General features: G+C 59.2%; 21 protein-coding genes. 5 read left to right on the top strand and 16 right to left on the bottom strand.

Going from position 1 to position 22,673, the window contains the following annotated elements:
* Positions 1 to 317: 317 nt before the first annotated feature.
* Positions 318 to 1,658: an aspartate aminotransferase family protein gene (locus tag CVE23_RS09215; protein WP_100849375.1), complete on the bottom strand. Its 1,341-nt coding sequence runs from the start codon at positions 1,656 to 1,658 to the stop codon at positions 318 to 320.
* A 401-nt stretch (positions 1,659 to 2,059) separates the two neighbouring features.
* Here CVE23_RS09215 and CVE23_RS09210 point away from each other — a divergent pair, with 401 nt between their 5' ends.
* A complete protein-coding gene (locus tag CVE23_RS09210; RefSeq protein WP_071605195.1) occupies positions 2,060 to 2,836 on the top strand; it encodes a DeoR/GlpR family DNA-binding transcription regulator in 777 nt (258 codons plus the stop codon).
* A gap of 96 nt (positions 2,837 to 2,932) precedes the next feature.
* Positions 2,933 to 3,619: a glutathione S-transferase family protein gene (locus CVE23_RS09205; protein WP_100849374.1), complete on the top strand. Its 687-nt coding sequence runs from the start codon at positions 2,933 to 2,935 to the stop codon at positions 3,617 to 3,619.
* Between the two features lie 19 nt (positions 3,620 to 3,638).
* Here CVE23_RS09205 and pbpG read toward each other — a convergent pair whose 3' ends face one another.
* The gene (pbpG, locus tag CVE23_RS09200) at positions 3,639 to 4,592 is read right to left on the bottom strand and encodes a D-alanyl-D-alanine endopeptidase (protein ID WP_038918729.1); all 954 of its coding nucleotides are present in this window, start codon (positions 4,590 to 4,592) and stop codon (positions 3,639 to 3,641) included.
* Between the two features lie 253 nt (positions 4,593 to 4,845).
* Here pbpG and CVE23_RS09195 point away from each other — a divergent pair, with 253 nt between their 5' ends.
* Positions 4,846 to 5,529: an epoxyqueuosine reductase QueH gene (locus CVE23_RS09195; protein ID WP_038918728.1), complete on the top strand. Its 684-nt coding sequence runs from the start codon at positions 4,846 to 4,848 to the stop codon at positions 5,527 to 5,529.
* A gap of 95 nt (positions 5,530 to 5,624) precedes the next feature.
* Here the strand turns inward: CVE23_RS09195 and cyaB are convergent, their stop codons facing one another.
* The 3 genes from cyaB to CVE23_RS09180 form a co-directional block, all read right to left on the bottom strand.
* Positions 5,625 to 6,164, bottom strand: coding sequence for a class IV adenylate cyclase (cyaB, locus tag CVE23_RS09190; RefSeq protein WP_038918727.1), 540 nt, complete (start codon positions 6,162 to 6,164; stop codon positions 5,625 to 5,627).
* A 751-nt stretch (positions 6,165 to 6,915) separates the two neighbouring features.
* Positions 6,916 to 7,851, bottom strand: a complete 936-nt coding sequence (gene dusC, locus CVE23_RS09185; RefSeq protein WP_038918726.1) for a tRNA dihydrouridine(16) synthase DusC — start codon at positions 7,849 to 7,851, stop codon at positions 6,916 to 6,918.
* A 164-nt stretch (positions 7,852 to 8,015) separates the two neighbouring features.
* A complete protein-coding gene (locus CVE23_RS09180) occupies positions 8,016 to 9,611 on the bottom strand; it encodes an ABC transporter substrate-binding protein (RefSeq protein ID WP_049854328.1) in 1,596 nt (531 codons plus the stop codon).
* A 115-nt stretch (positions 9,612 to 9,726) separates the two neighbouring features.
* On the opposite strand from CVE23_RS09180, the gene pepT reads away from it, so the two are divergent.
* Positions 9,727 to 10,968 carry a peptidase T gene (gene pepT, locus CVE23_RS09175; protein WP_038918724.1) on the top strand — a complete coding sequence of 414 codons (1,242 nt, stop codon included), beginning with the start codon at positions 9,727 to 9,729 and terminating at the stop codon, positions 10,966 to 10,968.
* Here pepT and CVE23_RS09170 read toward each other — a convergent pair.
* From CVE23_RS09170 to CVE23_RS09115, 11 genes are all read right to left on the bottom strand, one after another.
* Positions 10,960 to 11,838 carry a helix-turn-helix domain-containing protein gene (locus tag CVE23_RS09170; protein ID WP_100849373.1) on the bottom strand — a complete coding sequence of 293 codons (879 nt, stop codon included), beginning with the start codon at positions 11,836 to 11,838 and terminating at the stop codon, positions 10,960 to 10,962. The genes pepT and CVE23_RS09170 overlap by 9 nt on opposite strands.
* Positions 11,839 to 11,912: 74 nt before the next feature.
* On the bottom strand, positions 11,913 to 12,254 hold the full coding sequence (locus CVE23_RS09165; protein WP_049854325.1) for a tRNA-binding protein: 342 nt from the start codon (positions 12,252 to 12,254) through the stop codon (positions 11,913 to 11,915).
* A 45-nt stretch (positions 12,255 to 12,299) separates the two neighbouring features.
* Complete coding sequence (locus CVE23_RS09160) at positions 12,300 to 13,262, bottom strand: DMT family transporter (RefSeq protein WP_208622087.1); 963 nt, start codon at positions 13,260 to 13,262, stop codon at positions 12,300 to 12,302.
* A gap of 79 nt (positions 13,263 to 13,341) precedes the next feature.
* Positions 13,342 to 14,106, bottom strand: a complete 765-nt coding sequence (locus CVE23_RS09155; RefSeq protein WP_049854324.1) for a helix-turn-helix transcriptional regulator — start codon at positions 14,104 to 14,106, stop codon at positions 13,342 to 13,344.
* 162 nt (positions 14,107 to 14,268) lie between these two features.
* Positions 14,269 to 15,069 (bottom strand): glycerophosphodiester phosphodiesterase, encoded by an 801-nt coding sequence (locus CVE23_RS09145; RefSeq protein ID WP_038920925.1) that lies wholly within the window; start codon positions 15,067 to 15,069, stop codon positions 14,269 to 14,271.
* Between the two features lie 77 nt (positions 15,070 to 15,146).
* Positions 15,147 to 16,025 (bottom strand): ABC transporter permease, encoded by an 879-nt coding sequence (locus CVE23_RS09140; protein ID WP_038918718.1) that lies wholly within the window; start codon positions 16,023 to 16,025, stop codon positions 15,147 to 15,149.
* 11 nt (positions 16,026 to 16,036) lie between these two features.
* Positions 16,037 to 16,963, bottom strand: a complete 927-nt coding sequence (locus CVE23_RS09135; RefSeq protein ID WP_038918717.1) for an ABC transporter permease — start codon at positions 16,961 to 16,963, stop codon at positions 16,037 to 16,039.
* Positions 16,957 to 17,829, bottom strand: coding sequence for an ABC transporter ATP-binding protein (locus CVE23_RS09130; protein WP_038918716.1), 873 nt, complete (start codon positions 17,827 to 17,829; stop codon positions 16,957 to 16,959). Before CVE23_RS09130 ends, CVE23_RS09135 begins: the two co-directional genes overlap by 7 nt.
* Positions 17,826 to 18,698 carry an ABC transporter ATP-binding protein gene (locus tag CVE23_RS09125; RefSeq protein ID WP_038920923.1) on the bottom strand — a complete coding sequence of 291 codons (873 nt, stop codon included), beginning with the start codon at positions 18,696 to 18,698 and terminating at the stop codon, positions 17,826 to 17,828. The genes CVE23_RS09130 and CVE23_RS09125 overlap by 4 nt, the downstream gene beginning before the upstream one ends.
* Positions 18,699 to 18,708: 10 nt before the next feature.
* Complete coding sequence (locus CVE23_RS09120) at positions 18,709 to 20,268, bottom strand: ABC transporter substrate-binding protein (RefSeq protein ID WP_100849371.1); 1,560 nt, start codon at positions 20,266 to 20,268, stop codon at positions 18,709 to 18,711.
* Positions 20,269 to 20,467: 199 nt separating this feature from the next.
* Positions 20,468 to 21,241 carry a DeoR/GlpR family DNA-binding transcription regulator gene (locus tag CVE23_RS09115; protein WP_038918714.1) on the bottom strand — a complete coding sequence of 258 codons (774 nt, stop codon included), beginning with the start codon at positions 21,239 to 21,241 and terminating at the stop codon, positions 20,468 to 20,470.
* 529 nt (positions 21,242 to 21,770) lie between these two features.
* Between CVE23_RS09115 and CVE23_RS09110 the strand changes: the two genes are divergently transcribed.
* Positions 21,771 to 22,667, top strand: coding sequence for a DMT family transporter (locus CVE23_RS09110; RefSeq protein WP_100849370.1), 897 nt, complete (start codon positions 21,771 to 21,773; stop codon positions 22,665 to 22,667).
* The last annotated feature ends 6 nt before the right edge of the window (positions 22,668 to 22,673 follow it).

Below are 22,673 nucleotides of genomic sequence, written 5' to 3'. Positions count from 1 at the left end.
TGCAGCATCAGCGCACGCACGACAATGAGAGGCTCAGACGCCGCCTCTCCTTGACCACTGGCTGAATGGCTAAACTACGCCGCTAACGCGGTGCCTTCGGCGTTCGACTTCGCTGTTCGGGCCACCCGTGACGCGTTCCAGACGCGACACGGGCTTTCGCGACGTCCTGTCGCTCACCCGGCGAAGTCACCCACCTCAGCACAGTTTTTGACGCCAGAAAAATGCTTCATCCTGTACTTAAGGACTTTGTCAGCAGTCTGACCGGCGCACAGCGCCGGTTTTGATTTTTCAGCGCACCGAGCGCCGGGGCGAAGACTTCAGGAGGCGGTGGCGCTCAGCGCCTTGTCCAGCGCGCCGACCAGCCAGTCGATATCGTGCTCCTGAAACGCCAGCGTCGGACGCAGTTTCAGCACGTTGCCGTGCGGGCCGGCCACCGATGTCAGCACCCGCTGTTCACGCAGCTGTTCGATCACGTTCAGCGCCCGCGTTTTATCCGGCGTCTTGTTGTCGCGATCGCTGACCAGTTCGAAACCGATAAACAGCCCGGCGCCGCGGACATCGCCGACGCTGGCATGGCGATCCGCCAATCCGGCCAGCTCCTTCAGCAGCCGTGCGCCTACCACCTTGCTGTGCTCCTGCAATTTCTCTTCACGGATCACCTTCAGCACCGCCTGCGCCGCCGCCATCGATACCGGGTTGCCGCCGAAGGTGTTGAAATAGGGAATTTCGTCGCTAAACGCCGCCAGCACGTCGGGTTTCGCCAGCAGCGCCGATACCGGAATACCGTTGCCCATCGGTTTACCCATAGTGATGATGTCCGGCACGATGTCGTGACGGGCAAAGCCCCAGAAGGCGTCGCCGGTGCGGGCAAAGCCCGGCTGCACTTCGTCGGCGATGAAGATGCCGCCGTTGGCGTGCACCACATCGATAGCCGCTTGCAAATAACCGGCCGGCCCCGGCAACACGCCATCGGAGGAGAAAATCGAATCGGCGAGGAAACCGGCGAATTTGATGCCGTGAGCGGCCATGTCATCGATCTGCTTCTGGATTTCATTGGCGAACCAGACGCCCAGATCCGGCGCGTCCACGCGGTAACGGTCCGGCGCCGGCACCAGCCGGGTGGTCACGGCAATCGGCTGACCGCTGCCCAGCGCCGGCGACGCGCCGGAGGTCAGCTCGCTGGTGCCGTGATACGCCTCGCGAGTGACGATAATCCCGGTGCCGCCGCTGTAGGCGCGCGCCACCCGAATCGCCAAATCGTTGGCTTCGGAACCGGTACACATGTACATCGCTTTGGTGATCGCCTGCGGCACCAGCGTCAGCAGGTCCTCGGTGTAATCAAGAATGCGATCGTGCAGGTAGCGGGTGTGGGTGTTGAGCTGACACATCTGCGCGTGCACCGCCTCAATCACCGCCGGGTGGCAATGACCGATGCTGGCGACGTTGTTGTACACGTCCAGATACTGATTGCCCGCTGCATCCCACAGATATTGCTTCTCGCCGCGCACCAGATGCACCGGGTTGCGGTAGAACAGCCGGTAAGAATCGCCCAGCACTCTGCCGCGTTTTTCCGTCAGCGTGCGGATGTCGTCTGTCAGTGCCGCCGCATGTTCCGCACGGAAGCTGTTGGTATCCATGATGGTTGAACGTGTCGCCATGATGACTCCAGATGAAAGTAATGTACCCAACGCGTAATGGCCGCCGGCTCTCCGGCGCCGCTTGATGAACATACCCTACACCAAAAGCAACAAAATACACAAATACAAAAATACGCACTATTTTACGGCGTGAAATTCACCAAAAAAGTGCATCGACACCGTAGACCACACGCCAATCCACTGCGTTATCGCTCAATAAAAATAAATTTAAAAACAAACAAATAACTCAAAATCGTTCGGTGCCGCCTGTTTCCCCACGCTCAATTGCCAAAATCTGCACACCTGTTATGCTGAAAAGCACAGATTTACACAAACCGACTTATTATCTGTCGAACCTGATCGTCCGCCGCCTTGCCGTTATAATGGCGGCGACCGACACCTGACCGAGAGAATGCCCGCTGATGCTTGAAGAAACCCGCCTGCACCGTATCCGCCTGCTGCTGTCGTCCCTTAACCGGGTCACTACCGACCACATCATTCAGCATCTGGGGGTGTCGCGGGAAACCGTGCGGCGTGATGTCCTTAAACTGGAAGCACAGGGCGTGCTGCGCCGGGTGCACGGCGGGATCGTCGCGACCGGCGCCGAACCGGAACCGCCGCTGTCGGTGCGCAACACGGTGCGGGAACAGGAAAAGCTGGCGATTGCCCGGCTGGCGGTTCAGCAATTAAAGGCCGGTCAGACGCTATTTATCGACGCCGGCAGCACCACCACCCTGCTGGCCGGCGAGCTGCTCCCTCTTCCGGGCATGACCATCATCACCAACAGCCTGAATGTGGCGTTGAAACTCACCGCCGGCGACGCTGACGAGCGCTTGCCGCACGACGTGATTCTGCTCGGCGGGCACATGGGCGCGTCCGCACAGGCCACCAGCGGCGCGCTGACGGTAACGGAAATCCAGCGCTACCGCGCCGATATCGCGCTGTTGTCGCCGGTCGGCATCGCCAGTCAGTCCGGCGCCAGCAGCTTCTCCCATCATGAAGCGGCGATTGCGGGGGCGATGGCGCGCTGCGCCAGACAGCGCATCATGCTGGCGGACCACAGCAAGGTAGGCGTGACCAGCCGCATCCTCTATGCCGCCCCCACCGACATCGACATGCTGATTACCGACGGCGCCAGCGTCCACAATGCCGATTACCCGGCGTTGCAGTCGGCGTGCGGACAGGTGCTGCTGGCCTGAGACGGTTTTCCCGCCAATCAGGCGGTGCCATGCCGCTGATTTCATGGTAAATCTAGACGATATGGTTCACCGCCTTATCTCTCCACGGAGGAAAACATGTATCAGTTGCACATCGCCAACAAAAACTATTCATCCTGGTCGTTGCGTCCCTGGATCCTGCTGAAAGCGCTGGATATCCCGTTTGAAGAGGTGCTGACTCCGTTTGCGACCGGCCCGGTTCAGACGGCTTTCAAAGCCTTCTCGCCGACCGGCAAAGTGCCTTGCCTGACGGATGGCGATATCACCGTCTGGGATTCGCTGGCTATCACCGAGTATCTGGCGGAAAACCACCCGTCGGTCTGGCCGCAGGATAACGCCGCCCGCGCCTGGGCGAGAAGCGCCGCGGCGGAAATGCATTCCGGCTTTAGCACGCTGCGCAACCAGTGTTCGATGAGCTGCGGCATACGTGTGAAGCTGCACGCCATCACCCCGGCGTTGCAAAACGATGTCGCCAGGCTAAATCAGTTATGGCAGGAAGGCATACAGCGGTTTGGCGGGCCGTTTCTGGCGGGCGCGCAGTTCAGCGCGGTAGACGCGTTTTTCGCTCCGGTGGTGTTCCGGGCACAGACCTATGGCCTGACACTGACCGGCGAGGCTGAACGTTACGCGCAGCACCTGCTGGCACAGCCGGCGATGCAGTTATGGTATCAGCAGGCGCTGGCGGAAACCTGGCGCGAAGCGAGTCATGAAGAAGAAGTATCGGAATGGGGTCAGATCGTGCAGGACTGGCGGGCGGCGCCGTAACGCCGCCCTATCCTGTCGGTTATTCGTCCACGGCGGCCGTCACGTCGGCGCCGTGCGGTTGGCGTGACGCCAGCGACTTCTGTTTCTTGTAGCTCAGCGCCGCTTCCGGCACCGGGCTGACCTTGCCGGTTTCCAGCCAGTTGCGCAGACGGTTGGCATCGGCGAAGTGGGTGAACTTGCCAAATGCATCCAGCACCACCAGCGACACCGGCCGCCCGTTGATCACCGTGCGCATCACCAGACAATGACCGGCCTGATTGGTAAAGCCGGTCTTGGTCAGCTGGATGTTCCAGTCCTGACGATAGATCAGATGGTTGGTGTTGCGAAACGGCAGGCTGTAGGACGGCTGGGTAAAGACCGCTGTTTTTTCATGCGTGGTGCTGAGCTGGCTCAACAGCGGATACTGTTTGGAGGCGATCAGCAGTTTGGTCAGGTCGCGGGCGGTGGAGACATTGCTGGTCGACAGCCCGGTCGGTTCCACATAGCGGGTATGCGTCATGCCCAGCGCTTTCGCTTTGGCGTTCATCGCGGCGATAAACGCCTGATAGCCGCCGCGATAGTGGTGCGCCAGGCTGGCCGCCGCGCGGTTTTCCGACGACATCAACGCCAGCAACAGCATGTCGTGGCGGCTGATTTCGCTGCCCAGACGCACGCGGGAATACACCCCTTTCATCTCTTTGGTCTGGCTGATATCAACGGAAATGCGTTCGTCCAGCGGCTGATTGGCATCCAGCACCACCATGGCGGTCATCAGTTTGGTGACCGAGGCAATCGGCACCACCACATCCGGATTGGTGGAATAGAGCACCTCGTTATTACGTAAATCCACCACCATCGCGCTGCCGGAAGCAATCTCCTGGCGGGATGTGACATGTTGTGTCGCGGGCGTTTTGGCGACGGCCTGCGGCGCAAACCAGACAGGCGCGGAAAGCAACAGCAGGCTTACAGCGGAAAGCCGAAATTTTTTATTCATTATTCAATAGCTTAAACAGTGTACTGTTAACTGAAAAAAGAGAACGACGCATTATAATGCGCCCCAGGAAAGCGTGCACTCCGCCGGCCGAAAAAGCTTTGTGACAAAGTTTGACAGCCGCGCCGCCTGCCCGTCGGCGGTTGTCATCCGCTTAATGATAACGGATACTGGCCGCGCGTATCGCCCCGGCGGTCAGACCGGGCGACGCCTCGACGACAATCCAGACCATCGACGACCAAAAAAGGATGAGACCGTGTCCGACAAGGAACAGACTACGGGCCTTCAGCGCCCGGTGCTGACACTGCCCAATCAGGCCGACAAACTGTTGCTGCACTCCTGCTGCGCGCCCTGCTCCGGCGAAGTGATGGAAGCCATCACCGCTTCCGGCATCGATTACACCATCTTCTTTTATAACCCGAACATTCACCCGCAGCGCGAATATCTGATCCGCAAGGAAGAAAATATCCGTTTTGCCGAAAAGCATGGCGTCCCTTTTGTCGACGCGGATTACGACAGCGACAACTGGTTCGAGCGCGCCAAAGGCATGGAATGGGAGCCGGAACGCGGCGTTCGCTGCACCATGTGCTTCGATATGCGTTTTGAGCGCACCGCGCTGTACGCCCATGAACACGGCTTTTCGGTTATTTCCAGCTCGCTGGGCATTTCCCGCTGGAAGAACATGCAACAGATCAATCAGTGCGGCATCACCGCCGCCGGCCGCTATCCCGGCATGACGTACTGGGACTATAACTGGCGTAAAGGCGGCGGTTCGGCGCGCATGATTGAAATCAGCAAGCGGGAACACTTCTACCAACAGGAGTACTGCGGTTGCATCTACTCGCTGCGCGATTCCAACAAACACCGTAAAGCGCAGGGCCGCGATATCATCCGCATCGGCAAACTCTATTACGGCGACGACGCCCCGTCCGATAGCTAATCCGCGATTCCGCGATCGGCTCAGTTCGCCCGGCAGCACCGGGCGTTCCGGTTATATTTCGCTATGGCTATCTTAATTACGCCCCGCTATAGCGCCTAGTACCCCAGCAACTGCCGATAGGAGCGGGTTTCGATGCTGCTCATCTGCAACCCCAGCCGCAAGGCGCAATCCTGACAATGCTCGCCCAGAATATCCAGCTCCGCCTCTTCCTCCGTCATGCAGGAGATTTCCACGAAATGCCCCAGCGACTCGATATAATCCAGCGTGATATGGAACCGGTCGAGAAAATAGATGCTGCGGGTTTTATTCACTTCGAAAATCGGCAGGAACCCCAGCGTTCTCAGCATACTGTCCGTCATGTCGCACGACTCGACGTTGACGGCCTCGCAGCGTCCGGTACGCGGCCCTTTTACAATCCAGAGCTTAATTCCCGAAGGCGCCATGCGGCGCAATAACATGCTGATATTCTGGTTCCCCAGCTTCTTTTCCGCTGAATCATAATAAATATCGTTTTCCTTATTTTCGAAGACAAACGACTCAGGATGGTGGCTGAATAAATTTTCACGAAAAGCGCTAATATCCTGAATACGAAATTTCAATTCAACTTCATATTTCCCTCTGAAATGCTCGTGCACGTTCTTTCTCCGCTTATCGGTTCTCTCTGACGCGTCTCATTATGGGATGAATACGGGCAGGGACGGGCGTCCAGACAACGTTACCTTTGTCATCAGACAATATTATTATCATGCTAATTTTTTATTCGGGCTGTCGTCGCTGCACAGCGAATCATTGCAGCCTACCGCTGCACGCAAACCGGGACTCGCCCCGGATAGCGGCAAGCGGGCTGCGCCAGCCGGCAATCTTATCGGCACGTTTTGCTGAAATGAGAACCATAAACACAAGCACAGTGCGCGCGCACCATGCTAAAAAAGAGAACGGATTAAACTGACGCCCCATTATTCCTTACCAGAAAACAAATCCCTCATTTTTCATCATGATTGATTTGCAAAAGAAATCTCACTCAGTCAATGCCAACCAGTCCGGTTTTACCGGAATTCATCATGCTGAATTCCGATTACTGGATTTTCGCGCTACCTCGAATTGACCGCAATACGGAACACGGTGTTTTACACCAATAGCCGCTATTTCATCGTGTCATTATTACAAAACGGTTTTTTCGCTAATCATGTATAGATACGAAAGCGTAATAATTCAATCCGCCAGCTCGCGTTTTGCCGATTAAACAGACACATTGTTGTAAATTTTCTTTTCACGAATAAATCGTCACCGCCACGCAGTGGTCTGCCGACAACGCGCCCGCCGTCTTTCCTATCGGATGCGCATACTCAAACTACGACGACCCTGACCTCGCAGCGCGATATCCGCTCACCCGATGGCGTCGATAACCCGCGCAATATCGGCCGAGGTAGTCAGCGCGCGAATCCGACTGAATAGCTCGCTCGCCTCGTCGTACTCCTTGCGCAGGTAGCCCAGCCACTGCTTGATGCGCGCCACGTGATACAGGCCGGTGTCGCCCTGCTTTTCCAGCCGCACGTATTTCTGCAACAGTTGCACCACGTCCGGCCACGGCATGCGCGCCTCGCGGTATTTGATCACCCGGCTCAGGTTGGGCACATTGAGCGCGCCGCGGCCAATCATTACCGCGTCGCAGCCGGTGGCGGCCATGCAGTCCTGCGCGCTTTGCCAGTCCCAGATTTCGCCGTTGGCGATCACCGGAATACGCAGACGCCGGCGAATCTCGCCAATCGCCGCCCAGTTGATGCGCTCCGCCCGGTAGCCGTCCTCCTTGGTGCGGCCGTGCACCACCAGCTCGCTGGCCCCCGCCTGCTGCACCGCATCGGCAATCTCAAACTGGCGCTCGCCGGAATCCCAGCCCAGCCGCACTTTCACCGTCACCGGCAACGAGGACGGCACCGCCTCGCGCATCGCTTTGGCGGCCCGGTAGATCAAATCGGGGTCTTTAAGCAACGTGGCGCCGCCGCCGCTGCCGTTGACCATTTTCGACGGACAGCCGCAGTTAAGATCAACGCCCCAGGAGCCCAGTTCCACCGCCCGGACGGCGTTTTCCGCCAGCCATTGCGGATACTGGCCGAGCAGTTGCACCCGCACCCGCGTGCCGGACGGCGTACGGCTGCCGTGGCGTAATTCCGGGCACAGGCGATAGAACGCTTTTACCGGCAAACGGCTATCCACCACCCGCAAAAACTCGGTGATGCACAGATCGTAATCATTCACTTCGGTGAGCAATTCCCGCACCAGGGAATCCAACACCCCTTCCATCGGGGCCAGCAAAACACGCATAACTCGACTCATCATAAAAAAGGCAGGCAATGGTACTGTCGGCGGGAGAAACTGTCGATGAGAGAAGCTGTCGATGAGAGAAACTGTCGATGAGGAAACATCGCAATGGAGACAAGCGCAAGAACCAGCGGGAAAGTCTCGGCTTTCCCGCTACGGCGCTGAGATTACTGCCGGATATCTACCTGGTAGAAAATGTGCTTGCCGAACGGATCGATTTCATACCCGGTCACCGCATTGCGCACCGGTTCAAAGATAGTCGAATGAGCGATCATCACCGCCGGCGCCTGCTCATGCATCACGAACTGCGCCTGTCGATATAATTCCACGCGTTTCTGGTGATCCTGCTCGGCGCGAGCGTCGGTAATCAGCTTATCAAACGGCGGGTAACACCATTTGGACGAATTAGAGCCGCCATTGGCGGAAGTACAGGTAAACAGCGGGCCGAAGAAATTGTCCGGATCGCCGGTGGCGGTGGTCCAGCCCATCAGCGCCGCCTGATGCTCGCCGCTCTTCACCCGTTTGAGGTATTCGCCCCACTCGTAACTGACGATATTCGCTTTCACCCCCACCTTCGCCCAGTCGGCCTGAATCATCTCCGCCATGCGACGCGCATTCGGGTTATACGGCCGCTGCACTGGCATCGCCCACAGATCGATAGCGGTCCCTTCCGCCAGCCCGGCTTCTTTCAGCAGCGCTCTGGCTTTTTCCGGATCGTACTCATAGTCCTTCAGGTCGGCTGCCGCGCTCCATACGCCGGGCGGCAGCAGATTTTTGGCGGCGGTGCCGGTGCCCTGAAACACCGCCTCGATAATCGCCGGTTTGTTGATCGCCATCGTCAGCGCCTGGCGCACCTTGAGGTTATCCAGCGGCGCTTTACGGGTGTTGAAGGCCAGAAAACCGATGTTCAACCCGGCTTTCTGCATCAGCGTGATGTCCTTGTTGCTCTTCATGTCCGCCAGTTCCGCCGGATTGGGAAACGGCATCACCTGACACTCGTTCTTGCGCAGCTTGGCGTAACGCACCGAGGCGTCCGGCGTGATGCTGAACACCAGCCGGTCCAGTTTGGCTTTGCCCTGCCAGTAGTCTGGAAATGCCTGATACAGGATGCGGGAATCTTTCTGGTACTGCGCCAGCTGGAACGGGCCGGTGCCGACAGGCTCCAGATCCACTTTCTCCGGCGTCCCGGCCTTCAGCATCTGGTCGGCGTATTCAGCGGACAGGATCGAGGCGAAATACCAGGCCAGATCGGCCAGAAACGGCGCTTCCGCATGGCTTAGGGTAAAGCGTACCCTGTAGTCATCCACCCGATCGATGGCGGTAATCAGGCTGCGGAACGACAGGCTCTCGAAATTGGCATAGGTGCCGCCGGACACCTTGTGATACGGGTGATTAGGGTCGCGCTGGCGTTGAAAAGAGAAAATCACGTCATCGGCGTTGAAATCACGACTCGGGGTAAACTGCGCGTTGCGATGAAACTTCACCCCCTTGCGCAGATGAAACGTATATTGCGTGCCATCCGGACTGATGTCCCAGCTTTCCGCCAGGCTCGGCACCAGTTCGGTGGTGCCGACCTTGAAATCCACCAGCCGGTTGTAGATCGGCACCGCGCTGGCATCCACGCTGGTGCCGGAGGTATACAGCTGCGGGTTAAAGTTTTCCGGCGATCCTTCAGAACAGTACACCAGCGTTTTGGCGCACGCCGCCTGAGCGGCCGCCAGCGTCAGCGCCGCCAGCGCAACGCGCGTTATTACGTTTTTCATCCCCATCCTCGCTTTTTATTGACTTCCGGGCGGCTCGCTGAGTACAACGAAGCCTTTGATTATTGTTGAATAACGATACCTAATCTTTCGAATGGTTTACCAATAAGGATCCGCTATGAGCCATAACCAGGCGCGTCAGTTGACCGACCGTTTCTACCGCTATCTGGCGGTCACCAGCCAAAGCGACGCCGCCGCGGCCACGTTGCCGAGCACGCCGGGCCAGATGGCGATGGCCCGCCTGCTGGCGGAAGAGCTGCGCGCGCTGGGGCTAAGTCAGGTGGAAATCGACGAGCACGCCACCGTTACCGCCGTGAAACCGGGCAACACGCCGTCCGCGCCGCGCATCGGCTTTATCACCCATATCGACACCGTGGATGTCGGCCTGTCGCCGGACATTCATCCGCAAATCCTGCGCTTTACCGGCGAAGACCTGTGTCTCAATCCGGCGCAGGACATCTGGCTGCGGGTCAGCGAACATCCGGAAATCCTGCCCTATCGCGATCAGGAGATTATTTTCAGCGACGGCACCAGCGTGCTGGGCGCGGACAACAAAGCCGCCGTCACCGTGGTGATGACGTTGCTGGAAAACCTGCGCGACGATCAGCCGCACGGCGATATCGTGGTGGCGTTCGTGCCGGATGAGGAAATCGGGCTAAGAGGCGCCAAGGCGCTGGATCTGGCGCGTTTCGACGTCGATTTCGCCTACACCATCGACTGCTGTGAACTGGGCGAAGTGGTGTACGAGAACTTTAACGCCGCCGCGGCGGAAATCCGCTTTACCGGCGTGACTGCGCACCCGATGTCGGCCAAAGGCGTGCTGGTCAACCCGATTCTGATGGCGCACGACTTCATCAGCCGGTTTGACCGCCGGCACACGCCGGAGCACACCGAAGGCCGCGAAGGCTACGTCTGGTTCAACGATATTCACGCCAACGCCAATGAGGCGGTGCTGAAAGCCTCGATTCGCGATTTCGATCTGGCAGGATTCGAGCAGCGCAAACAACAGATTCGCGACGTCACAGCGCAGATTGCCGCCCACTACCCTACCGGCCAGGTCCGTTGCGCCATCGCCGATATCTACGGCAACATCAGCAACGCGCTGGGAGACGACCGGCGGGCGCTGGACTTGTTGTTCGCCGCCATGAACACGCTGTCGATTACGCCGAAGGTAATTCCGATGCGCGGCGGCACCGACGGCGCGGCGCTGTCGGCCAAAGGCATTCTGACGCCGAACTTTTTTACCGGCGCGCACAACTTCCATTCACGCTTTGAGTTTCTGCCGGTGCCGTCGTTCGTCAAATCCTATCAGGTGGCGTTGACGCTGTGCCTGCTGGCGGCGCAGCAGCCTTCAGCCTGAACATTGCTGGCGTAGCGCCGAGGGCGTGATGCCGTATTCGGCGCGAAAACGCTGGCTGAAATGACTGGCGGAGCTGAACCCGCAGGCCAGCGCGATATCGGTGATGGAGCGGCTGCTGTGGCGCAACCACTGTTCCGCCTGCGCCAGCCGCCGCTTCATCACATACTGATGCGGCGCCACGCCTTCGCTCTGGCGGAACATGCGGGAGAAATGAAACTCGCTAAGATCGGCTTCCGCCGCCAGTTCGGCCAGCGTCAGCGCCTCCCCCAGCCCGGCGTCAATCCGCGCTTTTACCCGCCGCAACACCGCCGGAGCCAGCCCGCCGCGGCTGTTCGGCGCCTGCCACTGCAACTGGCTGTACTGACGCAGCATATGCAACATCACCATCGTAGACGCGGAACTCAGCATCATCTGGCTGGCCGGATCGCGCCAGTTGCCGGTCAGCAGAAAATGGCGATACAGCGCCTCCAGCGCCGGGTCGGCGATAAAAATGCGCTCATCAAGACGGATCGACGCCGGACTGCGGTCCCAGGTTTGCTCCGCCAACTGGCGCAAGTGCTGATCGGTACAGTAAAAGTGGGCGAAACGCAGGCTGCCGCGAATATCCCAGGTGGACTGGCTCTCTTTCGGCATCAGACAAAAACGCCCCGGCGCGCCGCCGTTGAACCAACCATCCGGACGCTTGTGGTAGCTTTCGTAGCCGTCCTGCACGTACATGCTGAAGATGTGGTGATGGGTGTTTTCCAGCGTGACCCGATCGTGGCTGTTCTGCCAGATCGCCAGTTGCACCTCGTTGGCAAGCGTGACCGTTTCCTGCAACCGGGTTTTGTATTGGCGCTGGAGCACCTCGAAAGCCTCGTATTGGTTCATGCCTACCGTCCTGTAAACCTATTAACTTGCAAACCTCTCGCCCTGTAATAAAAAGTACTACCTCAGGCAACAGATTAAAACAAGCGCCCGCCATTAGGAATGGCTCTCTCCGGGCCTATCAGCACCACGCGGTCTTTTTCATCCGGAAAACCCAGCGTCAGCACCTCCGAGATAAAAGGCCCGATACGACGCGGCGACAGGTTGACGACGCACGCCACCTGTCGGCCGATAAGATCATCGGGCGTATACAGGTCGGTTATCTGGGCGCTCGACCGTTTGCAGCCGATTTCCGGGCCAAGATCGATATCCAGTTTCCAGGCAGGCTTGCGCGCTTGTGGAAACGGCTCGACACGGACAATCGTCCCCACGCGGATGTCGACATCAAGAAATTGTTCAATGGTAATGGCGGCGTTCAACTGGTCACCTCAAGATTTTTATTTAAAACAGGATGATGGCTCGTGTCAGAGCAGCGCGTTTAAGCCGGTCTCGTTGCTCTGATGTACCGGTTTCCGGTGTGCCGCGACACAGGACATCACGCTGCAAACCACCAGCGTGAAGGCGGCGGCCTCCAGCCAGGTGGGCAGACGCTGCTCCCACAGGAAGCCGTAAATCAGCGCGAACAGGGTTTCGAACAGAATCATCTGCCCAACCAGCGTTAGCGGCAGCAACCGGCTCATCCGGTTCCAGAATAGATTGCCGACAATCGAAGCCAGCACCGCTACGCCCACCGATACGCCGGCGAACTGCGCCCATGCGACGCCGCTGTGGCTGTAGGTGTTAAACATAATGGCTAAAGGAATCAGGACCAGCGACTGCGCGCCGGTGACGAGGCCCATCAGCAGGTTCCAGTCGTGGGCCGAGACAGATGACGCGCGGGCCAGCCAGCGGCTGTTGCCAACGGCGAAGCTGCTCCAGGATATCAGTGCGCCGAGCGCGCACAGCAGGCCGATGGTTTGCTCGCCTGTGGTTGCGGACGCCGGCCCGCCCAATGCCTGCCAGCCGATGCAAATAGCGCCTGCCGCGCACATCAGCAGCGACGGCAACAGTCTGCGCAGCGGAACCGCGCCTTGGTCGCGGCTGCCGATGAGGGTCACCGCCACCGGCATAAAACCAATCACCAGCGAGGTGATGGCGATGCCCGCCATCTGTACCGCGCTGGATAGAAGAATGTAATACAGGGTGTTGCCCGCCAGCGACAACCAGCCCAGCGCAAACCACTCACGGCGCGTCAGCCGCCCCATCAGAGCCGACCAGCGCGGCGCCAGCAACATCAGCGAAATCAGGCCATAGGCGCTATAGCGGCCAATGGCGATCTGCAACGGGCTAAACGCGCGCACCAGCTCCGGCGCCAGGAAAACCAGCCCCCACAACGCACCGGCTCCCATGCCGCATGCCACGCCCGCTAACGTTCTTTTGCCATCCACTCTACGATTCTCCGCACTTTCGATTCTCCGCACTTGCACTGGCCGGAGAGTATCGCGCGGCGAATGACCCACGTCTTGATTAAGACTCGCGTGCTTTGGGCCCAGACTCCTGCAACTGCTGTCGAAACGCGGAGGGCGTCAGCCCCGTCGCCTTACGCATGGCCCGGGTCAAGGCGCTTTGGTCGGCGTAGCGGCCCCGGTAGGCAATCTCGGCGATGGGCAGATTCGTCGTCGCCAGCCAATGCTGCACCCGGCCCAGCCGAACGCGCGCCAGCCAGGCGTGCGGCGTGGTATCCCGCTCGCTGCGGAAAACGGCGTGCAGCCGACTGACACTCATCCCCGCCTGCTGCGCCATGAACTCGGTGGTCCAGTCCAGAAACGGGTCGCTTTCGATAGCCGCCATCAGTCCTGCCAGCCGTGAACGCGGCTGCGCCCCCTCGCCGGTCAGCGCATCCAACAGCAGCGGCGCCCACAGTTGAACCCGCGATTCAGGCACCCGACCTTTGGTCAGCATCCCGCCCATATAATCGATCAGATGATTGGCTTCCGGCGCAAGGCGCATAAACCGGCACGACGCCAGATATTCCGCCACATGGGGATCCAGATGGCCGGGCTCGACATCCACGATCAGAAATTGGTTGGTCCCGCGGCTTTCCTGAGCATGGGGAGAATGCCTGTCGACATAGGCGGCCAGACGGCGATCCAACTGAGCGCTCTGACCGGATATGTCGATACAGAGCGAACCTGACAGCGGTAAAACCAGTTGTGAGTGGTCGTGACGATGAGGCGCCTCCAGCGCGCCGTAGCCGCGAATGGACAGCATGAAGGCATTAGGTCTAAACATGTCTCACCACCACGATCGCCGATATATGAATGTTAGCGAAATGAACCAGCTCAAGGCCGTGTCTGCTGCAAATACCGTCTACGTCAAACAACGGCTGCGGCAAACAGTGTGGTTTACGGCGCAGGGAAAGGTCAATCATTTCCGGCGCCATCGGCGCGCGTATCAGCCGCAAGCTTGCTGTTTAAGCCTTGCCACCTGTGCAACGTCATCGCCAAGCAGTTGATCCAACTGGCCGTCACGAATCCATTGAACCACCTGAGCTTCGATATCGACGCCGTAGTCCTTGCGCTTCTGGTGTTCCTGGCCCGGCAGGTATAGGAATGCGGCAAAACCCTCGTCATGCAGTTGGCGCGCCTCTCCGCTGGCAAAGTGGTAGATCTCAATGTTCATCGCATCGAGATGGGCTTGCCGGGCCAGCGCGGCAGGGTCGATCAAGCGCGAATGCATCAGGCCGACGGTCGGCACTTCAGGTATCGCCGCTTTCACCGCTTTGAGTTGAACGTAGTCAAACGAGGAAAATTGCAGCAGGTCGGCGCAGTCCAGTTCATCAATCAGCGCGCTTAGCTTCGGGAAGAGCACCTCATTCCGATCGTATAACTTGAGTTCAAGCTGATAGAGGATGCCGAGCTCGCGGGCCAACTGCAGCGCATCTTTGAGCCGTGGAACGCGCTCTCCGGCGAATTCATGGCTAAACCATTGCCCGGCATCAAGTTGGGAGAGTTCGGCATAGCTCATGTTTTGCACCAGGCCGCGGCCGTTGGTGGTGCGGTCAACCGTATTGTCGTGAATCAGGACCAGTTCGCCATCGCGGGTGATGCCGAGGTCGGTTTCACAGATCACGCCGCAGCCGCCGTATTCAAACGCCTGTTTAAACGCGGCGAGGGTATTTTCCGGCGCCCCGGCGCTATGGCCGCGGTGGCCGCCGAGACGTATAGTCTCTGGCGTCATTCTTAGCGGATTCATGTTCGCTTCCTCCTGTTTACTTTCGTTTAGCATTGTTTCGCTCAACGGCGCTGCGCGGTGAAATCCGCGCGTTTCGATCACTTCAGCGTCGGGTCGAAGATGTCGCGTAGCTGGTCGCCGATAAGACTGATGGTTAGCGACAGGACGAAGATGACCACGCCTGGCGCGATAGCGATCCACCACTCGGTCATGATGTAGTCGCGGCCGGCGCCGACCAACGACCCCAGACTGACCTGTGGCGGCTGTACGCCGAGGCCAAGGAAACTCAGCGACGACTCCAGAATGAGGATTTCAGGCATCACCACCGTGAATGTCACCAGCACGACGGCAAGGATATTGGGAAGTACGTGAACCATCGCGATACGAAAACTGCCTGCGCCGTTGCGATGCAACGCGGCGATATAGGGCTTTGCCAGTTCAAGCCCGGCCATGGTCCGCGTCAGACGTGCAAACCGTTCCCAGCCAAACAAACCGAGCAGGCAGATGAACAGCGTGAGGCTGTTGCCGAGAAACGCCAGCACCGTGAGGGCGATGATGATAAACGGCATCGACGCCTGAAAATCGACCGCCACCCGGATGATGGCGTCGGCAAAACCGCGCCGGAAACTCGCGATGAGGCCCAGCGCCGTACCGATAATCATGCTGATGATCGACGCACCGAGCGATATCAACATGCTCATACGCAGCGCAAAGAAAATGCGACTTAGAATGTCGCGCCCCATCTCGTCGGTGCCGAGCCAGTGCGTGGAACCGGCCACGACGTGGAGTGGCGGCATTTTGCGTGCCCTCAGGTCGATCTGCGCAAAGCCGTATGGCGCCAGCGCGTCGGCGAATACCGCAACACCGACGGTAAACACGATGACCAGCACGCATACCGCCAACAGCGGATGAATGCGCGGGAGTCTGGCGAAGAAGCCGGAAGTCAGCTTTGGCGACGCAGGGGAGATATCGGCCATGAGTCCCTCCTTCAAGAACGTTTCGCGTAGCGCAGGCGGGGGTCGGCCATCACATGCAGGAAATCGACCAGCAGATTTGCGCTGACCATAGCGACGGTGATGAGAATGACAATCGCCTGAACCACCGCGACGTCGCGGGAAGCGACCGAACTGATCAGCAGCAAGCCGACGCCGGGCCAGGCGTATACCGCTTCAACCACCGCGGAGCCGCCAATCATTCCGCCGAGCAGGAATCCAAGCAGCGTCAGCAAGGGAAGCGCCGCGTTCGGCATCACATGCCTCACGATGATCCCCCACTCCGATACACGCTTCGCCCGGGCGGCGAGGATGTAACGTTGCCCACTCACCTCCAGCGCGCTTGAGCGAACGAACCTCGCGATGACGCCGGCATTGTAAAGCCCGATCACCAGCGTGGGCATCACCATGTGGGCGAGCGTCGCCCCGCCGCCAGAAGGCAGAAGCCGCAGCTTTACGGCAAACAGCTGGATCAGGAGAATGCCGGTCAGGAAGGTCGGCACAGAGTGCGTCAGCACGGCGAGACTAATCACCGCGCGGTCGACAACGCCGCCGCGATACCGTGCCGCGACGATACCTAACGGGACACCCGCCGCCAGCGCCAGCACCAGCGCGGCCGCCATCAGCCGCAGCGTCGCCGGAACCTTCTCGATGATGATGGCAAGCGCGTCCTGACCGCTTCGCAGCGAGGTACCGAAATCGCCGCTCAACATACGGCCGAGATAGGTGAAATACTGCTCGGCCACGGGACGATCCAGGCCCCATTGCTGGCGCAGCATGTCGACCACCTGCGGCGGGGCTTCGACGCCGAGGAGTGACGTCATCGGGTCGCCGCTGATGCGAAGCATGACGAAGGTAAAGGTCACCACCAGGAAAACCGTCAATATCGCGCGCAACAATGAGCCGGTCATGATGTTCAGCATGCTCTCGCCTCCGCCAGTATTGAGCGGCTGCACGCCGTATCCGCAGACGTTGCCCGACGCTTGCCTTTCGGCACGGCGGCAAGCAGCTTCGCGGTATAAGGGTCGGACGGTGCGGCAAAGACGGTTGACGTCGGCCCGCTTTCCACCACGCGACCGGCCTGCATCACCACGACCCGATGCGACACATGGCGCACCACGCGCACATCGTGGCTGATGAACAGGATTGACAGACCGCGCTTCTGCTGAAGGTCGAGCAGGAGATTGAGCACCTGAGCCTGCACCGACACATCCAGCGCCGAAACGGGTTCATCGCACAGCAGGATGTTGGGTTCGGTCACCAGCGCCCGGGCGATGGCGGCGCGCTGCCGCTGCCCTCCCGACATCTGATGCGGATAGCGATCCAGCATGGCGCCCGGCAGCGCAACGGCGCCGAGCGCTTCTTTAGCCCTATCGCGCCGCTCGCTCTTGCTGCCGATAGCATGAATCAGCAGCACCTCTTCAATCTGCCGACCGATGGGATGACGCGGGTCGAAAGCGCCGAGCGTATCCTGTGCGACGACCTGAAGAACGCGGGCCAGACGCCGGCGATTCGGCCTGAGATAGCCCGCGAAGGGCGCGTCGAAGAGTTCCAGCGTGCCGCTATCCGGCTGGCGGTCGCCGCACAGCAGAGCGGCGAGGGTCGATTTCCCGCATCCAGACTCGCCGACCAGACCGAGCGTTTCACCCTGACCAAGCGCGAGGGAAACGCCGCGGACGGCATGGTGACCCGCCCGCTTGCCCGGCAGAAGAGAAAATCCAGCGGGGTAAGTGAAATTCAGATCGCGGGCTTCAAGGACTGTCGTCCCGCCTGGCGCGTTCAAACTCATGGTAAGCGCTCCGCTGAGGTTAAGGATACGGCAGCGTCGAGCCGCCAGCTGTGGGGCATTTCCACCAGTCGGGTGAGCGGTTCGCCGTGCCCTGGCATCGCGTCCAGCAAAAGCCGGGTGTAGGGATGGCTCGGTCGTTCATAGATGTTTTCAGTCGTGCCGACTTCCATGATCTCGCCGCCGTACATCACGACGATGCGATCGCAGACCTCCGCGATCAGGTCAAGGTCGTGGCTGATGAAAATCATGGCAATACCGCGGTTGCGCACCAGCGACACCAGCAGCGACACCACCTGAGCCTGAACCGTGACGTCGAGTGCGGTCGTCGGTTCGTCGGCGATGACGAGCTGCGGCTCCAGCGCCAGCGCCGTGGCGATCATCACGCGCTGGCACATGCCGCCGGAAAATTGCGAAGGGTAGTCATGGTAACGCCTCTCCGGCTCGTCGATGGCGACGTCTTTCAGGAGTTGCAGCGCGATCTGGCGGGCTTGCTCCGCATCGTGCCCGGCACTTCGCGCCGCCTCGGCGATTTGCTCGCCAACGGTGCGTACCGGATTGAGGCAGGATACCGGTTCCTGAAAAATCATGCCGATCGGCGCAAGTTGTTTCGACGCCAGCGCCTGTTGCAGGTAGTCGGCGGCGAACGTCCGACCGCCGATGGCGACCGAACCGCAAGCCAGGGCCGTTGCCGGCAGCAGACCGGCAACGGCGAGGCACGACAGCGATTTTCCGGAACCGCTCTCCCCCACAATCCCCAGGATTTCGCCCTCCCTGACGTCAAAGGATACCGACTTAACCGGCGTCGTCCTGCCCTTTGCGGCGGGAAAGGAAATGCTCAAGTCTTGAATAGTGAGAACGGATTTGCGCATTGCGACAACCTCACCCGGCGGCATTGACGAAGGACAGGTTTTGCGGCCCCAGATCCATCGCGAAGGCGTGCTGCGGTTTCCACTTCACCTTTTTGGCGACGCCGAAGAAGACGGCGTTCTGGTGAAGAACCGTGATGCCTGGGTCCTTCCATTCAATGATGTCCAGCATGTCGGAGAAGATTTTGGCGCGATCCGCCGGAGCTACGGCCTGTTCAAGCTTCGCGCCAAGAGCGTCGAATTCGTCATTGATCCAGATCTTCTGCGTGCCCATCGTTGCGGTTCTGGCGAACGACAGCGAGTAGATGGAAACGTAAGGATCGGCAATGACCGCGGTGCTGGACCAGTTGCCGGTCGTCCGACCGCTGGCGTTATCGAAGAGCTTACCGGCTTCAACAAACTCCAGTTTGGCGTTGACGCCAACCGCCTGCCACATGGCGACGACCGCTTCGCTGACCGGGTTTTCCGCCGTGTAATAGTTGTTCTGCGAGCGGATCGTGATCGGTTCGCCCTTGTAGCCGCCCTCCTTTAGGAGCTGTCGGGCTTTTTCCGGGTTGTATTCATATTTTGGCCGGTCCTTCAGGTAGATGGGGCCGAACTCCTTGAACTGCTCGCCGTTCGGGACCACGGTCAGGCCGTTCCAGATGGTGTCGACGATCGCCTGACGGTCGATAGCAAGAATCAACGCCTGACGCACGCGCGGATCCTTGAGCGCAGGGTTGTATTTGTCGAAAAAGAGGATGCGGTTGTTTGGAACCGGACCTCCGACGATCGTCGCAGTGCCGGACTTGTTCACCACGTCGAGCTGGTCCGGCGGCAGATCGGTCGCGATGTCATAGTCGCCCGCAAGAAGACCGGCGATACGAGATGACACTTCCGGCACCACCTTGAAGGTGACGCGCTTCGCGTTGGGCTTTCCGCCGAAATACCGGTCGTGAGCGACCAGCGTGACATGATCGTTAGCGACGGATTCGAGAACCTTGTAGGGGCCGGCGCCGACCGGCTTTTGCTTCCACTTCGCCCAGTCGCCGCCCATCTTGACCCAGGCATCTTTGCTGATGACCACCGCGGCATAGCTGGCCAGCCGCTGTAACAAGATCGGATCCTTAAACTTGGTGACGAAACGGACAGTTTGCGGATTCACAACCTCGACATGAGCAAGGCTGCTGAAGCTGGTCAGATAGGTGGGATAACCGGGTGCCTGCGGGTCGGTCAAACGTTGCGGCCCGAACGAAAAGGCCACGTCGTCAGCGGTCATCTCACGGCCGTCATGGAAAATGACGCCTTTGCGAAGCGTGATGTCGAGGGTTTTGTCGTCTACCCATCGCCACGAGGTCGCCAGGTTCGGCTGCACCGAGAAGTGACCATCAAGGTCAAGTTTCAGCAGCGTCTCGTGAATCGAGGGATTGTTGCGAAAAGCGACGTTGGACGCCGCGTCAACCGGCTCCTGCGTCTCCGGGTTTTTCTGAACCGCGATCCGTAACTCAGGACGATTGTCTTCCTGAGCGGCCGCGCCGCCTGCAAGGGAGACGGCGATCAACGCCGCCATAGCAATAAAAATGCGTATCTTCATCCAAACCACTCCTTAAGTAAGCAGGTCCGTCGAGCCGTGCCCGCGATTGTTCTTTTTTCACTACCCATCACCGCCGGGATGGCAGCGATTTCCCCCGTACAGAAACGCGTGCCGGAAGATACTTAAGCGAGCCGTCGTACCCGGATTAGTCCGGGCGGTTCAGCCGGATCCCCATGTCCGCCGACCAGAGGGCCGGATTTCAGTGCGCGATGACAAACTTCTTGCGCAGTTTCTCAGGTACGGTGTCGATGATGCTGCGGGCGCCGGCATCGGTAACAATGACGCCCACGTCTTCTATCCGGGTGATGACCGAGAGGCTTGATTTCGTGAATTTCGAGTGGTCAGCCACAACAATGACGCGGTTCGACACGTCGATCATGGCTCGCGCGACGCTCGCATTCACTGGCGATGAGGTGCAGATCAAACCACGGTCGACGTCGATCGATGCGGCATTCAGGATGAGTTTGTCGACATTGAACTGCCGTATGAAATACTCGGCCAGCGGCCCTCTGAATGAGCGGTTCGTGGCGGTAAATTCTCCCCCGACCGAGTAAATGCTCTGCCCCTCGCTGCGCGAAAATTCAGCAACGATGTCAAGGCCATTCGAGATCAGCGTCAGACTTCGACGACCAACGAGCTTTTTAGCCACTTCCAGCGCGGTCGTACCGGCATCCAGAAGCACGGTGTCGCCATCGGCAATCATGCCGGCGACGGCGGCGGCGATGGCCGCCTTCTCCGCCTGATTCCAGACGGCGCGGGCCTCGTTCGTCGCATCCAGCGCGACCTGATTGATATTGACCGCGCCGCCATGCGTTCTGCGCAGCAATCCGGCTTCCTCAAGATCGCACAGGTCCCGACGAACGGTGGCGACCGAAACCTCGAATCGATCCGTTAACGTGCGCAAATCAGCAAAATTCTCTTCGCGCAAAAATTCAACGATTTTCGCCTGACGCTCTTCCGCCTGAGTCAGCATAGGGTGGTTCCTTGTCATCATCATGACCGTTATCGATCAACAATCTGAGCGAACCCTATCCTTTCCAGATGACACTCGTATGAAGAAAATGCGTCGATTACCACCATCGAAGCGTTGCCGGACAAGAAGACTGCGCAATAAACCCTGAACCCATCTTAATGAACGAAATCGCTCACTTACCAACGGCGGCGACGGCTCGTGCCGGACTCTGGCGCCCCGCCAACCACCGATCGATAGCCCTGGCGTTATTCTGCGTAATCTGAAGGAAAACGTGCTGCGGCGGGGTGCGGCGCAGGTCGCCCCCTGTCGGTGCTGGAAGCCGTTTGAAATAAAAAACCGCAGGATTCTGCTACTCGCCGCAAGCTGCTGACAGCCGCCGCCCTGCCAATCCCAGATACTCAATGTTTACGGTTGCTTGCGGATTGTTTGCGGAATTACCGGTGAAACTGTTTGTGAAATTGACTGTTTGTGAAATTGACTGTTTGTGAAATTGATTGTTCGTGAAATTGATTATTAGCGGAGTCTGACGATGAATAGCCTGCTTTATTGCGCCGTGGTGCTGATTTGGGGCACCACCTGGATCGCCATCAGTCTACAGCAAGGTAGCGTGCCGCCAGAAGTGTCGATTTTCTGGCGTTTCGCCATCGCTTCGGCGTTGTTAATGGCGTTTTTGATCCTGACTCGTCGCCTGCGCCCGCTGAGCGGCCGCGCGCATTTGCTGTGTATGGCTCAGGGGGTGACGGTTTTCGGCATAAATTTCTTTTGCTTTTATCATGCCGTCGCCTGGATCCCCAGCGGGCTGGAATCGGTGATCTTTTCGATGGCGGTGCTGTTCAATGCCTTCAACAGCCGGCTGTTTTTCGGCACCCGTCTCAGCCGCAACGTGAAGCTGGCTGCGCCGTTGGGGCTGGCCGGCATCATCCTGCTGTTCTGGCACGATCTGCTACAACTTGGCAGCAGCCCACAATTGCTGTGGGGGGTCGGCATGAGCCTGATCGCCACCTACTGCTTTTCGCTCGGCAACATCATCAGCGCCCAGCATCAACGCATGGGCCGGGACATCATGACCACCAACGGCTGGGGCATGCTGTACGGCGCGCTGGCGATGGGTTTCATCGCACTGCTGCTGGGTTACCGCTTTACGCCGGAATTCTCGCTGCGCTATCTCGGTTCGCTGTCTTACCTGGCGCTGTTCGGCTCGGTGATTGGTTTTGGCGCCTACTTCGCGCTGGTTGGGCGTATCGGCGCCAGCCAGGCGGCTTATGCCACCTTGCTGTTTCCGTTGGTCGCGCTCTCCGCCTCCACCCTGTACGAAGGGTACGTATGGCGAAGCAACGCCGTGCTGGGTTTACTGCTGATTCTGGCGGGCAATGCGGTGATGTTTTATCGCCCCCGGCCGCAACCGGTGGCGAAAACCGCCGCGTAAACGGTC

The organism is Dickeya fangzhongdai (assembly GCF_002812485.1).
Taxonomy (GTDB): domain Bacteria; phylum Pseudomonadota; class Gammaproteobacteria; order Enterobacterales; family Enterobacteriaceae; genus Dickeya; species Dickeya fangzhongdai.
The sequence above is the reverse complement of the archived record's forward strand: the minus strand, read 5'-3'. Positions and strand labels throughout refer to the sequence as shown.